Source organism: Pseudaquabacterium inlustre, assembly GCF_038066595.1.
Lineage (GTDB): Bacteria > Pseudomonadota > Gammaproteobacteria > Burkholderiales > Burkholderiaceae_C > Pseudaquabacterium > Pseudaquabacterium inlustre.
Genome location: NZ_JBBUTH010000004.1, coordinates 195136 through 208183 on the forward strand (window position 1 = coordinate 195136; position 13048 = coordinate 208183).

Sequence of the window (13048 nt, forward strand, 5' to 3'; positions counted from 1 at the left end):
GATTCGTTTTGTCAGGCGTTTGTCCAGAACATCACGATTTCAGGAGGCTCCCATGGCCACCATCCCGATTACCACCCGTGGCGCCGAGAAGCTCAAGGAAGAGCTGCACCGCCTGAAGACCGTGGAGCGCCATGCGGTGATCCAGGCCATCGCCGAGGCGCGCGCCCAGGGCGACCTGTCGGAAAACGCCGAGTACGACGCCGCCAAGGACAAGCAGGGCTTCATCGAAGGCCGCATTCTCGAGATCGAGGGCAAGCTGGCCGCCGCGCAGATCATCGACCCGTCCTCGCTGGACGCCGGTGGCCGCGTGGTCTTCGGTGCCACCGTGGTGCTGTCGGACGACGACACCGGCGCCGAGGTCACCTACCAGATCGTCGGCGACGACGAGGCCGACCTGAAGCTGGGCCGCATCTCCATCAGCAGCCCGATCGCCCGGGCGCTGATCGGCAAGGAGACCGGCGACGAGGCCGTGGTGCAGGCGCCGGGCGGCGAGCGGCACTACGAGATCGTGGACGTGCGCTACCTCTGACGCCGGCACATGGCCCGCGCTGAGCTGATGGCCCGTGCGCAGCGCCTGCTGCCGGCGCTGTGGGCCGGTGCGCTGGCCTGCGTGGGCCTGATCGCCACGCCGGCGCCCTTTGCCATGCTGGCGGTGCACGATGCGGGCCGCGTCGTCTCGCGCATCCTGGCGCAGGAGGCGTGGCTGAGCCTGGCGGCCGGGGTGGGGGTGCTGCTGCTGGCGCGCCTGCGGGCGCGAGCCGATGCGCAGGCCGGCCGGGGCTCGGCCTTCAGCACCGACATGGTGCTGGCGCTGGCCACCGTGTTCTGCACGGTGGCCGGCTACTTCGCGATCCAGCCGCTGCTGCCCGCCGCGCGGGCCGGGCAGGGGCCGTTCAGTTTCGGCCAGCTGCACCTGGCCAGCGCATCGTTCTTCGTGCTGAAGGCGCTGCTGGTGCTGGTGCTGGCCTGGCGCGCGTCGCGCTGATCAGTCGGCCACCTTCTTCTTCACGCTGGTCGGGCGCTTCTTCTTCACGCGCTTGATGTTGCCGCCGGGCGTGACGCGCTCGTTGCCGAGCACGCGCACCTTCTTGACCTGCGGGCGCGTGCTGCCGCTCTTGGCGAACTTGACGATCTTGACCACGCGCGGCGCCGGCGCGCGGTCGCTGCGCTCGGCCTTGGCCTTCTCGGGCACCGGGCGCCACAGCACCAGCAGCTTGCCGATGTGCTGCACCGGCGCGGCCGACAGCTGGTCGGCCAGCTGCGCCAGCAAGCCCTCGCGGGCGGCGCGGTCGTCGGAGAACACGCGCACCTTGATCAGGCCGTGGGCGCTCAGGGCGCGGTCGATTTCCTGAACCACCGCGGGCGTCAGGCCCTCGCCGCCGATCAGGACGACCGGGTCGAGGTGGTGGGCACCGGCGCGGTGCTCCTTGCGTTGGGCGGGGGAGAGGAGAAGGGCAGACATGACGCGATTGTCCTATGACTGGCGCACGAGACCCGGTTTTATGATGCATCGGACGCCGATGCCTGCCTCTCCTGCCTCGCCAGCCCCACCGATGCCGCCCTTGTCACCGCCACCGCACGCGCCCCGCCACGCCCGCCTCGGCCTGACGCTGCACAGTCGGCGCGCCGCCAGCGCGCTGGCCCTGGCGTGCCTGGCCGCCGTGACGCAACCGGTGAGCGCCGGCCCGGTGGCCGAGCGCCAGCGCAGCAGCGGTGAACTGCGCGTGTGCATCTGGCCCGACTACTACGGCATCACCTACCGCAATCCGCGCACCGAGCAACTGGTGGGCATCGACATCGACCTGTCGGCCGAGTTCGCCAAGTCGCTGGGGCTGAAGCTGCAGTATCTGGAGTCCTCGTTCGCGAAGCTGGTGGACCATCTGCTCGAGGACCGCTGCGACATCGCCATGCACGCCGTGGGCGTGACGCCGCAGCGCCAGAAGGTGCTGCGCTTCTCGCAGCCTTACCTGCAGAGCGACATCTACGGCATCACCACGCGCAGCAACCATGTGGTGCGGCGCTGGGAGGACATCGACCGGCCCGGCGTGCGCGTGGCGGTGCAGGCCGGCACCTTCATGGAGCCGGTGATGACCGAGGCGCTGAAGCAGGCGCAGATGGTGATCATCCGCCCGCCCAAGACCCGCGAGCAGGAGCTGGAGGCCGGCCGCGTGGATGTGTTCATGACCGACTTCCCGTACAGCCGCCGCCTGCTGGACAACGCCGACTGGGCCCGTCTGGTGGCGCCGCCACGGCCCTTTCACACCATTCCCTACGCCTACGCCGTGAAGCCCGGCGACGATGACTGGCTGCGCCAGGTGGACCAGTTCGTGGCCCAGATCAAGCGCGACGGCCGCCTGGAAACCGCGGCGCGGCGCCACGGCCTGGGCGAGATCGTCGTCAAGTAGGCGCGCGGCCCGGGGCCGGCGGCCTGGCGGCCCATCGGCGATACTCCTGCCCCCGCGATGGCTCCCGGCCGGCGCGTCCACCGCACGAGCGCGAGCCCTTTCCCCTCATGGCGACCAAATCCAAGAAGGTCAACCGAGCCTGGCTCAACGACCACCTGAACGATCCCTACGTCAAGCTGGCGCAGAAGGAGGGCTACCGCGCCCGCGCCGCCTACAAGCTCAAGGAGATCGACGAGGCGCTGGGCCTGTTCCGGCCCGGCCAGGTGGTGGTGGATCTGGGGTCGGCGCCCGGTGCCTGGAGCCAGTACCTGCGCCGGCGCTTTGCGCCCAAGGTGGCCGGCGCCGGCGGCGCGGCCTCGGGCGAGTTGCAGGGCACGATCATCGCGCTGGACCTGCTGCCGATGGAGCCGGTGGAGGATGTGCTGTTCCTGCAGGGCGACTTCCGCGACGATGCGGTGCTGGCACAGCTGAACGCGGCCGTGGCCGGCCGGCCGGTGGACGTGGTGGTCTCGGACATGGCGCCCAACCTGTCGGGCATCGCCTCGTCGGACTCGGCACGCATCGAGCACCTGATCGAGCTGGCGCTGGATTTCGCGCAGCAGCACCTCAAGCCCGAGGGCGCGCTGGTGGCCAAGGTGTTCCATGGCAGCGGCTACAGCCAGCTGGTGGAGCTGTTCAAGCAGCAGTTCCGCGTCGTCAAGCCGATCAAGCCCAAGGCCTCGCGCGACAAATCGGCGGAAACCTTTCTGGTCGGCATCGGTCTGAAGAGCCGCTGAGGTGCCGGTCCGGGCTCGGCGCGCGATTGCGCTGCGTCGAATTCGGCCCGATTTCCCCCCGCTCACGCCGGTTTTCACGCCCGCGCCCGGGGGCTTGACTCGACTAGAATTGGCCCCATCTGCCGTGGAACTGCGTTTTTGTCTCGCGGGAGCGGGCACGCCACGGCGGTGCCGGCACCCTTTGCGCAGTCTCGGTATTGGCTGAAGGAGCCGCGGTGAACAATCAATGGTTCTCGAAGGTCGCTGTCTGGCTGGTGATTGCACTCGTGCTGTTCACCGTGTTCAAGCAGTTCGACCGCGGGGTGTCGTCGGGATCCCAGATCGGGTATTCCGAGTTTCTCGATGAAGTGCGCGCCAAGCGGGTCAAGCAGGTCACCCTGCAGGAAGGCAACGGCGGCACCGAGATCCTGGCCGTCACCAACGACGACAAGCGCATCCGGTCCACCGCCACCTACCTCGACCGGGGCCTGGTGGGCGACCTCATCAACAACGGCGTCAAGTTCGACGTCAAGCCGCGCGAAGAGCCCTCGCTGCTGATGAGCCTGCTGATCAGCTGGGGCCCCATGCTGCTGCTGATCGGCGTGTGGGTGTACTTCATGCGCCAGATGCAGGGCGGCGGCAAGGGCGGCGCGTTCAGCTTCGGCAAGAGCAAGGCCCGCATGCTGGACGAGGCCAACAACTCGACCACCTTCGCCGACGTCGCCGGCTGCGACGAGGCCAAGGAAGAGGTCAAGGAACTGGTCGACTTCCTGAAGGACCCGCAGAAGTTCCAGAAGCTGGGCGGTCGCATCCCGCGCGGCGTGCTGCTGGTCGGCCCCCCGGGCACCGGCAAGACGCTGCTGGCCAAGGCCATCGCCGGCGAGGCCAAGGTGCCGTTCTTCAGCATCTCGGGTTCTGACTTCGTCGAGATGTTCGTCGGCGTGGGCGCGGCCCGCGTGCGCGACATGTTCGAGCAGGCCAAGAAGAGCGCGCCCTGCATCATCTTCGTCGACGAAATCGACGCGGTGGGCCGCCACCGTGGTGCGGGTCTCGGCGGCGGCAACGACGAGCGCGAGCAGACGCTGAACCAGATGCTGGTCGAGATGGATGGCTTCGAGACCAACCTCGGTGTCATCGTGATGGCGGCCACCAACCGGCCCGACATCCTGGATCCGGCGCTGCTGCGCCCGGGCCGCTTCGACCGCCAGGTCTATGTCACGCTGCCCGATGTGCGTGGTCGTGAGCAGATCCTCACCGTGCACATGCGCAAGGTGCCCATCGGTCAGGACGTGCGCGCCGACATCCTGGCCCGCGGCACGCCCGGCTTCTCGGGTGCCGACCTCGCCAACCTGGTCAACGAATCAGCCCTGTTCGCCGCACGCCGCAATGCGCGCGTGGTGGAGATGGTCGACTTCGAGAAGGCCAAGGACAAGATCATGATGGGCCCCGAGCGCAAGTCCATGGTCATGCCCGAGGAAGAGCGCAAGAACACCGCCTATCACGAGGCCGGCCATGCCCTGGTGGCGCGCCTGAGCCCGAAGACCGACCCGGTGCACAAGGTCACCGTGATCCCGCGCGGCCGCGCGCTGGGCGTCACGATGCAGCTGCCCGAGGGCGACCGCTACAGCATGGACAAGGAGCGCATGCTCTCGACCATCTCGGTGCTGTTCGGCGGCCGCATCGCCGAAGAGGTGTTCATGAACCAGATGACCACCGGCGCCAGCAACGACTTCGAGCGCGCCACGGCCATCGCCCGCGACATGGTCACGCGCTACGGCATGACCGACGAGCTGGGCCCGATGGTCTATGCCGAGAACGAGGGCGAGGTGTTCCTGGGCCGTTCGGTGACCAAGCAGGTGCACATGTCCGAGGCCACCATGCAGAAGGTGGACAAGGAAGTGCGCCGCATCATCGACGAGCAGTACGCCACCGCGCGCAAGCTCATCGAGGACAACCAGGACAAGATGCACGCCATGGCCAAAGCCCTGCTCGACTGGGAAACCATCGACGGCGAGCAGATCGACGACATCATGGCCGGCAAGCCGCCACGCCCGCCCAAGGACTGGACGCCCACCGCGCGCAACACCGGCAGCGGTGGCGCCAGCGGCAGTGGCCCGGTCAGCACCGACGGTGCGCCGGCCGCCGCGGCCTGACCGCCCAGGCCGTCCTCCCAAGCACGCGGGGCCTTCGGGCCCCGTTTTCATGCCAGCGTGTCCCTGACACGCCTTCCCACATGGCCGTCATGTTCTGGCAGACCACCCGTTTCCGCATCGACCTGGGCCGGCCGCAGGTGATGGGCATCGTCAACGTCACGCCCGATTCGTTCTCGGACGGTGGCCGGCATGACGAGGCCCATGCGGCGCTGGCGCATTGCGAGCGGCTGCTGGCCGAAGGCGCCGACATCCTGGACATCGGGGGCGAATCCACGCGGCCGGGCTCGCGCAGCCCGGCGCCCGGCGAGGAACTGGCCCGGGTGCTGCCGGTGCTGCGCGGCGCCGTGACACTGGGGGTGCCGGTGTCGGTGGACACCAGCGCGCCCGAGGTGATGCGCGCCGCGCTCGACCTGGGCGTGGACATCGTCAACGACGTGCGGGCGCTGCAGCGCCCGGGCGCCCTGGCGGCGGTGGCCGCCCACCCGGCGGCCGGCGTGTGCCTGATGCACATGCGCGGCGAGCCCGACACGATGCAGCAGCTGACCGGCTACGACGACGTCGTCGCCGAGGTGCTGGCCTGGTTGCGCCAGCGCCGTGACGAGGTTCACGCGGCGGGCATCACGCGCGACCGCATTGCGGTGGATCCAGGGATCGGCTTTGCCAAGACGCCCGAGGACAATTGGGCGTTGTTGCGCCGGCAGTCCGAGTTGCTGGCGCTGCAGGCGCCGCTGCTGCTGGGCTGGAGCCGCAAGGGCACGCTGGGCCTGCTGACCGGCCGACCGGTGCACGAGCGCCAGTCGGCCAGCGTGGCGGCTGCGCTGGCTTGCGTGCAGCGCGGCGGCCATGTGGTGCGGGTGCACGACGTGGCCGCCACGGTGGATGCCTTGAAGGTCTGGCGCGCTGCCGGGCTGTGAACGATTTCGACAGACAGGGTGAAGGACAGAGACAGATGACACGCCAATACTTCGGCACCGACGGCATCCGTGGCACGGTGGGCCAGAGCCCGATCACGCCCGACTTCATGCTGCGCCTGGGCCATGCGGTGGGCCGCGTGCTGCGCCGCCAGGGTGGCCGGCCCACGGTGCTGATCGGCAAGGACACGCGGATCTCGGGCTACATGATCGAGTCGTCGCTGGAGGCCGGCCTGGCGTCGGCGGGCGTCGACACGCTGCTGACCGGTCCGCTGCCCACGCCGGGCGTGGCCTACCTGACCCGTGCGCTGCGCCTGGACCTGGGCATCGTCATCAGCGCCTCGCACAACGCCTTCCCCGACAACGGCGTCAAATTCTTCTCCGCGATGGGCGAGAAGCTGCCCGACGACTGGGAACTGGCGGTCGAGGCGGCCCTGGACGAGCCGCCGCAGTGGGTCGATTCGGCCAATCTGGGCAAGGCCCGCCGCATCGAGGACGCGCGCGGCCGCTACATCGAGTTCTGCAAGAGCTCGGTGCCCAAGGCCATGTCGCTGAAGGGACTGAAGCTGGTGGTCGATGCGGCGCACGGTGCTGCCTACCATGTCGCGCCCGACGTGTTCCATGAGCTCGGTGCCGAGGTCATCACCATCGGCTGCAGCCCGAACGGCCTGAACATCAACGACGGGGTGGGTGCCACCTCGCCCAAGGCGCTGATCGCCGCCGTCGCCCAGCATGGCGCCGACTACGGCATCGCGCTCGATGGCGACGCCGACCGCCTGCAGTTCGTCGACCGCCATGGCCGCCTGTTCAATGGCGACGAGATCCTGTACGTGATGGTGGCCGAGCGCCTGGCCCGCGGCCATGCCGTGCCGGGGGCCGTGGGCACGCTGATGACCAACCTGGCGGTCGAGGTGGCGCTGAAGCAGCGTGGTGTGGAACTGGTGCGCGCCAAGGTCGGCGACCGCTATGTGCTGGAGGAACTGGCCGCGCGCGGCTGGCTGCTGGGCGGCGAAAGCTCGGGCCACCTGCTGGCGCTGGACAAGCATTCCACCGGCGACGGCATCATCAGCGCGCTGCAGGTGCTGCATGCGGTGCAGCAGGCCCAGGCCACGCTGGCCGACCTGCTGGCCGACGTGGTGCTGTTCCCGCAGACCATGATCAACGTGCGCCTGCGCGACGGGCTGGACTGGAAGAACCACGCCGGCTTTGCCGCCGAGCAGGAGCGCGTGCGCGCCGAACTGGCCGACACCGGCCGCATCCTGATCCGTGCCTCGGGCACCGAACCGGTGCTGCGCATCATGGTCGAGGCGCGCGATGCGGCCCAGGCCAAGGCCGCCGCCGAGCGCCTGGCCGCCACGCTGCAGGCCTGAGCGCCGGGAGGTTGGCGGGCGCGGCTGTCATGTGACGGTTTTTGAACTGTCATGTGACAGCCTGGGCCCCAGGGTAGGGTCTGTCATGGACCTGTCACAGCCTGTTCTTAGAGTGTCGGTCAGTGCAAGACACCTCGAAAGGCGACACCATGATCACCCATTGGATCCGCATCGCTGGCCTCGGCGCCACGCTGGCCCTGACCACCGCCGTCCAGGCGCAGGACATGACCGGCGCCGGCGCCTCGTTCCCGGCCCCCATCTACGCCAAGTGGGCCGATGCCTACAACAAGGCCACCGGCGCGCGCCTGAACTACCAGTCGATCGGCTCGGGTGGCGGCATCAAGCAGATCAAGTCGAAGACGGTGGACTTCGGTGCGTCCGACATGCCGCTGACCGACGAGGAACTGGCCAAGGACGGCCTGGTGCAGTTCCCCACGGTGATCGGCGGTGTGGTGCCGGTGGTCAACATCCCGGGCATCAAGCCGGGTCAGATCAAGCTGACCGGCACCGTGCTGGCCGACATCTACCTGGGCAAGATCACCAAGTGGAACGACGCCGCCATCGCCGCGCTGAATGCCGGCGTGCCGCTGCCGGCCGCCGACATCTCGCCGGTGATGCGCGCCGACGGCTCGGGCACCACCTTCATCTTCACGAACTACCTGTCCAAGGTCAGTGCCGACTGGAAGGCCCAGGTGGGTGAGGGCACCACGGTGAAGTGGAAGGCCGGCACCGGTGGCAAGGGCAACGAAGGCGTGGCCGCCTTCGTGCAGCGCCTGCCCAACTCGATCGGCTATGTCGAGTACGCCTACGCCAAGCAGAACAAGATGTCCCATGTGCAGATGCGCAACAAGGACGGCGTGTACGTGAACCCGAGCGACGACGCCTTCAAGGCGGCCGCTGCCGGCGCCGACTGGGCCAAGAGCTTCTACCAGATCCTGACCGAGCAGGCCGGCAAGGACAGCTGGCCGATCACCGGTGCCACCTTCATTCTGATGCACAAGGTGCAGGACAAGCCGGCCAACGCCACCAACGTGCTGAAGTTCTTCGACTGGGCCTATGCCAACGGCGACAAGGCCGCCGACGACCTGGACTACGTGCCGCTGCCGCAGTCGGTGAAGGACAAGGCCCGCAAGCTGTGGACCGAGCTGAAGGACGGCGCGGGCAAGCCGGTCGCCACCAAGTAAGCTGAGCCGGGCCGGCATCCGGCCCGCGATGGCCGCCGGCGCGTCTTCCGCGCCGGCTCAGGTCGTCCATCCCGTCCGCGACGTGGAGAATCCGGTGACTGCTGCACTACCCGCCAACGCCATGCCCGACCGTCCGTCCCTGGCGCGCTCCACGCCCCAAGGCCACCCGCCCAACCGCCGGCGCGTGGCCCCCTGGGCCGACAGCGTGTTCTCGCTGCTCACCCATGGCGCCGCCTGGCTCACGCTGGCGCTGCTGGTGGGCATCATCGGCTCGCTGATCATCGGCGCCGCGCCGGCCATCGAGAAGTTCGGCCTGGGCTTCCTGTGGTCCAAGGCCTGGGATCCTGTGAAGGAGGAGTTCGGTGGCCTGGTGATGATCTACGGCACGCTGATGACTTCGGCCATCGCGCTGCTGATCGCGGTGCCGGTCAGCTTCGGCATCGCGCTGTTCCTCACCGAGCTGTCGCCGGGCTGGCTGAAGCGGCCGCTGGGCATCGCGATCGAGCTGCTGGCGGCGGTGCCGTCCATCGTCTACGGCATGTGGGGTCTGCTGGTGTTCAGCCCCATCCTGTCGCAGTACGTGCAGCAGCCGCTGCAGGCGGCGTTCAAGGGCGTGCCGGTGCTGGGCAGCCTGTTCGCTGGCCCGCCGGTGGGCATCGGCATCCTGTCGGCCGGCATCATTCTGGCCATCATGATCATCCCGTTCATCGCCTCGGTGATGCGCGATGTGTTCGACGTGACGCCGCCGATGCTCAAGGAATCGGCCTACGGCCTGGGTTGCACCACCTGGGAGGTGGTCTACCGCGTCGTGCTGCCCTACACCAAGACCGGCGTCATCGGCGGCATCATGCTGGGCCTGGGCCGGGCGCTGGGCGAGACGATGGCGGTCACCTTCGTGATCGGCAACTTCAACCAACTGGACTCGATCTCGCTGTTCGAGGCCTCCAACAGCATCACCTCGGCCCTGGCCAACGAGTTCGCCGAGGCCGGCGAGGGCCTGCACCAGGCCTCGCTGATCTACCTGGGTCTGGTGCTGTTCTTCATCACCTTCGTCGTGCTGGCGCTGTCCAAGCTGCTGCTGGCCCGTCTGAAGAAGGGCGAGGGCACCCGCGCATGAGCACCGATACGCTTCCAGCCGGCGCCGCGGCGCTGGCGCTGCAGGCCAGCCGCCTGGCCCACCACCGCCGGCGCAAGCTGGTCAACCGCATCGCGTTGACGCTGTCGCTGGCCGCCATGGCCTCGGGCGTGTTCTGGCTGATGTGGATCCTGTTCGAGACGGTGCGCTTGGGGCTGGGTGGCCTCAGCCTGAGCCTGTTCACCGAGATGACGCCGCCGCCGCAGGCCGAGACCGGCGGCCTGGCCAATGCCATCTTCGGCTCGCTGCTGATGGTGGGTGTGGCCACGCTGGTGGGCACGCCGATCGGCATCCTGGCCGGCATCTACCTGGCCGAGTACGGGCAGAAGACCTGGCTGGGCACGGCGGTGCGCTTCATCAACGACATCCTGCTGTCGGCGCCGTCCATCGTCATCGGCCTGTTCATCTACGCCGCGATCGTGGCCCGCATGAAGGCCTTCTCGGGCTGGGCCGGCGTGCTGGCGCTGGCGCTGATCGTGATCCCGGTGGTGATCCGCCAGACCGAGAACATGCTCACGCTGATCCCGAACGCGCTGCGCGAGGCCGCCTACGCACTGGGCACGCCCAAGTGGAAGGTGATCCTGTCGGTCACGCTGAGCGCCGCGCGCTCGGGCGTCATCACCGGCGTGCTGCTGGCCGTGGCGCGCATCTCGGGCGAGACGGCACCGCTGCTGTTCACCGCGCTGTCCAACCAGTTCTGGACCAGCCACCTGGGCGAGCCGATGGCCAGCCTGCCGGTGACGATCTTCAAGTTCGCGATGAGCCCGTACGAGAACTGGCAGAAGCTGGCCTGGGCCGGCGTCTTCCTGATCACGCTGGGCGTGCTGGTGATCAACATCGCCGCCCGCGTGCTCTTCAAGAACAAGCACTGAGAGAAACACCATGGACGCACGTGTCAACGCCCCGGTGGCCGAGAAGGCCAAGATCTCGGTGCGCAACCTGAACTTCTACTACGGCAGCTTCCTGGCGCTGAAGAACATCAACCTCGACATCCCCGAGCGCAAGGTCACGGCCTTCATCGGTCCGTCGGGCTGCGGCAAGAGCACGCTGCTGCGCACCTTCAACCGCATGTTCGAGCTCTACCCCGAGCAGCGCGCCGAGGGCGAGATCAACGTCGACGGCGAGAACATCCTCACCAGCAAGGAAGACGTCTCGCTGATCCGCGCCAAGGTGGGCATGGTGTTCCAGAAGCCCACGCCGTTCCCGATGTCGATCTACGACAACATCGCCTTCGGTGTGAAGCTGTTCGAGACCATCTCTCGCGCCGAGATGGACGAGCGCGTGGAGTGGGCGCTGAAGAAGGCCGCGCTGTGGGGCGAGGTCAAGGACAAGCTCGACCAGAGCGGCGCCGGCCTGTCGGGCGGCCAGCAGCAGCGTCTGTGCATCGCCCGCGGCATCGCCATCAAGCCCGAGGTGCTGCTGCTCGATGAACCCTGCTCGGCGCTCGACCCCATCTCGACCGGCAAGATCGAGGAACTGGTGCATGAGCTGAAGGCCGACTACACGGTGGTCATCGTCACGCACAACATGCAGCAGGCCGCGCGCGTGTCGGACTACACCGCCTACATGTACCTGGGCGACCTGATCGAGTTCGGGCCGACGAGCGAGCTGTTCATGAAGCCCAAGCGCAAGGACACCGAGGACTACATCACCGGCCGCTTCGGTTGATCACGAGGAATCCAGCATGACCGACAAGCATCTGTCCACGCAGTTCGATTCCGAACTGAGCGCCGTCTCCACCCGCGTGCTCGAGATGGGTGGCCTGGTCGAATCCCAGGTGGCCCAGGCCATCTACGCGCTGTCCAACTTCAGCGGCGAGACCGCCTCGCAGGTGCTCAAGCAGGAAGAGCGCGTCAACGCGCTTGAGGTCGAGATCGACCGCGACCTGTCGACCATCATCGCCCGCCGCCAGCCCACCGCGCGCGACCTGCGCCTGCTGATTGCCGTGAGCAAGACCATCGGCAACCTCGAGCGCATCGGCGACGAGGCGGCGCGCATCGCGCGCACGGTGCAGCGCCTGCTGAACTCCGGCGTCTCCAGCCGCCTGCGCCTGCCGGTGGCCGACCTGGCCTTCGAGAGCGAGCTGGCCACCAAGCAGCTGCGCAAGGCGCTCGACGCCTTCGCCCGCCTGGACACCGACGCCGCGCTCGACGTGCTCAAGCACGACGACCAGATCGACCAGGAGTTCGACGGTCTGCTGCGCAAGCTGATCACCTACATGATGGAAGACCCGCGCACCATCTCGTCGTCGATCGACCTGGTGTTCGTGGCCAAGGCCATCGAGCGGGTGGGCGACCACGCCAAGAACCTGGCCGAGCAGATCATCTACATCGTCAAGGGCACCGACGTGCGGCACAACCCGCTGGACGCGGTGGAGAGCCTCGTGCGCTGACGCGCCGGGGTCACGGAATCCGAGGGAGAACGAGTCATGAGCACCATCGTGGTGGTCGAGGACGAATCGGCGATCGCCGAGCTGATCGCCATCAACCTGCGCCATGCCGGGCATGAGGTGACCATTGCCGCCACCGCCGAGCAGGCGCAGCGCGAGGTCGACGCCATGCTGCCCGACCTGGTGGTGCTGGACTGGATGCTGCCCGGCCAGTCGGGCCTGGCGCTCGCGCGCCGCTGGCGTGGCGATGCCCGCACGCGCGAGCTGCCGATCATCATGCTCACCGCCCGTGGTGAAGAATCCGACAAGGTGGCCGGCCTGGATGCCGGCGCCGACGACTACCTGACCAAGCCCTTCTCGACCAACGAGCTGATGGCGCGCATCCGTGCCGTGCTGCGGCGCAAGGCGCCGGAGGCGCTGGACGAGGCGGTCGACGTTGCCGGCCTCAAGCTCGACCCGTCGACGCGCCGCGTCAGCCACGGCGAGCGCGAGCTGAAGATGGGGCCCACCGAGTTCCGCCTGCTGCACTTCCTGATGACCCACCCCGAGCGCGTGCACAGCCGTGCGCAGCTGCTCGACCGCGTGTGGGGCGACCATGTGTTCATCGAGGAACGCACGGTGGACGTGCATGTCAAGCGCCTGCGCGAGGCGCTGTCGCCCGCGCAGTGCGCCGGCATGATCGAGACGGTGCGCGGCGCCGGCTACCGCCTCACGCGCCACGCCAGCGCGGTGCAGGCCTGATCCGC

General features: G+C 68.3%; 14 protein-coding genes. 13 read left to right on the forward strand and 1 reads right to left on the reverse strand.

The window, feature by feature from the left end; translation table 11 throughout:
* Window positions 1–52: 52 nt before the first annotated feature.
* Together greA and AACH10_RS08970 are read left to right on the forward strand one after the other, a co-directional pair.
* Window positions 53–529: a transcription elongation factor GreA gene (gene greA / locus AACH10_RS08965; RefSeq protein WP_341410048.1), complete on the forward strand. Its 477-nt coding sequence runs from the start codon at window positions 53–55 to the stop codon at window positions 527–529.
* A gap of 9 nt (window positions 530–538) precedes the next feature.
* Entirely contained in the window at window positions 539–985 is a 447-nt protein-coding gene (locus tag AACH10_RS08970; protein WP_341410049.1) for a DUF4149 domain-containing protein, read from the forward strand.
* On the opposite strand, the gene AACH10_RS08975 is transcribed toward AACH10_RS08970, so the two are convergent.
* The gene (locus AACH10_RS08975; protein ID WP_341410050.1) at window positions 986–1462 is read right to left on the reverse strand and encodes a YhbY family RNA-binding protein; all 477 of its coding nucleotides are present in this window, start codon (window positions 1460–1462) and stop codon (window positions 986–988) included.
* A gap of 58 nt (window positions 1463–1520) precedes the next feature.
* Here AACH10_RS08975 and AACH10_RS08980 point away from each other — a divergent pair, with 58 nt between their 5' ends.
* The 11 genes from AACH10_RS08980 to phoB all read left to right on the forward strand — a co-directional run bounded on the left by AACH10_RS08980 (window position 1521) and on the right by phoB (window position 13043).
* Window positions 1521–2405 (forward strand): ABC transporter substrate-binding protein, encoded by an 885-nt coding sequence (locus tag AACH10_RS08980; protein WP_423228582.1) that lies wholly within the window; start codon window positions 1521–1523, stop codon window positions 2403–2405.
* A 107-nt stretch (window positions 2406–2512) separates the two neighbouring features.
* Window positions 2513–3181, forward strand: a complete 669-nt coding sequence (locus AACH10_RS08985) for an RlmE family RNA methyltransferase (RefSeq protein ID WP_341410051.1) — start codon at window positions 2513–2515, stop codon at window positions 3179–3181.
* 215 nt (window positions 3182–3396) lie between these two features.
* The gene (gene ftsH / locus AACH10_RS08990; protein WP_341410052.1) at window positions 3397–5313 is read left to right on the forward strand and encodes an ATP-dependent zinc metalloprotease FtsH; all 1917 of its coding nucleotides are present in this window, start codon (window positions 3397–3399) and stop codon (window positions 5311–5313) included.
* An 89-nt stretch (window positions 5314–5402) separates the two neighbouring features.
* Window positions 5403–6227: a dihydropteroate synthase gene (gene folP, locus AACH10_RS08995; protein ID WP_341410440.1), complete on the forward strand. Its 825-nt coding sequence runs from the start codon at window positions 5403–5405 to the stop codon at window positions 6225–6227.
* A gap of 35 nt (window positions 6228–6262) precedes the next feature.
* Window positions 6263–7594 carry a phosphoglucosamine mutase gene (gene glmM / locus AACH10_RS09000; RefSeq protein ID WP_341410053.1) on the forward strand — a complete coding sequence of 444 codons (1332 nt, stop codon included), beginning with the start codon at window positions 6263–6265 and terminating at the stop codon, window positions 7592–7594.
* A gap of 149 nt (window positions 7595–7743) precedes the next feature.
* Window positions 7744–8778, forward strand: a complete 1035-nt coding sequence (pstS, locus tag AACH10_RS09005; RefSeq protein WP_341410054.1) for a phosphate ABC transporter substrate-binding protein PstS — start codon at window positions 7744–7746, stop codon at window positions 8776–8778.
* A gap of 121 nt (window positions 8779–8899) precedes the next feature.
* Window positions 8900–9895: a phosphate ABC transporter permease PstC gene (gene pstC / locus AACH10_RS09010; RefSeq protein WP_341410441.1), complete on the forward strand. Its 996-nt coding sequence runs from the start codon at window positions 8900–8902 to the stop codon at window positions 9893–9895.
* Window positions 9892–10785 carry a phosphate ABC transporter permease PstA gene (gene pstA / locus AACH10_RS09015; RefSeq protein WP_341410055.1) on the forward strand — a complete coding sequence of 298 codons (894 nt, stop codon included), beginning with the start codon at window positions 9892–9894 and terminating at the stop codon, window positions 10783–10785. Before pstC ends, pstA begins: the two co-directional genes overlap by 4 nt.
* Window positions 10786–10795: 10 nt before the next feature.
* Window positions 10796–11581: a phosphate ABC transporter ATP-binding protein PstB gene (gene pstB / locus AACH10_RS09020; protein WP_341410056.1), complete on the forward strand. Its 786-nt coding sequence runs from the start codon at window positions 10796–10798 to the stop codon at window positions 11579–11581.
* A 16-nt stretch (window positions 11582–11597) separates the two neighbouring features.
* Window positions 11598–12305 (forward strand): phosphate signaling complex protein PhoU, encoded by a 708-nt coding sequence (gene phoU, locus AACH10_RS09025; protein WP_341410057.1) that lies wholly within the window; start codon window positions 11598–11600, stop codon window positions 12303–12305.
* 36 nt (window positions 12306–12341) lie between these two features.
* Window positions 12342–13043: a phosphate regulon transcriptional regulator PhoB gene (phoB, locus tag AACH10_RS09030; RefSeq protein WP_341410058.1), complete on the forward strand. Its 702-nt coding sequence runs from the start codon at window positions 12342–12344 to the stop codon at window positions 13041–13043.
* Window positions 13044–13048 lie beyond the last annotated feature (5 nt).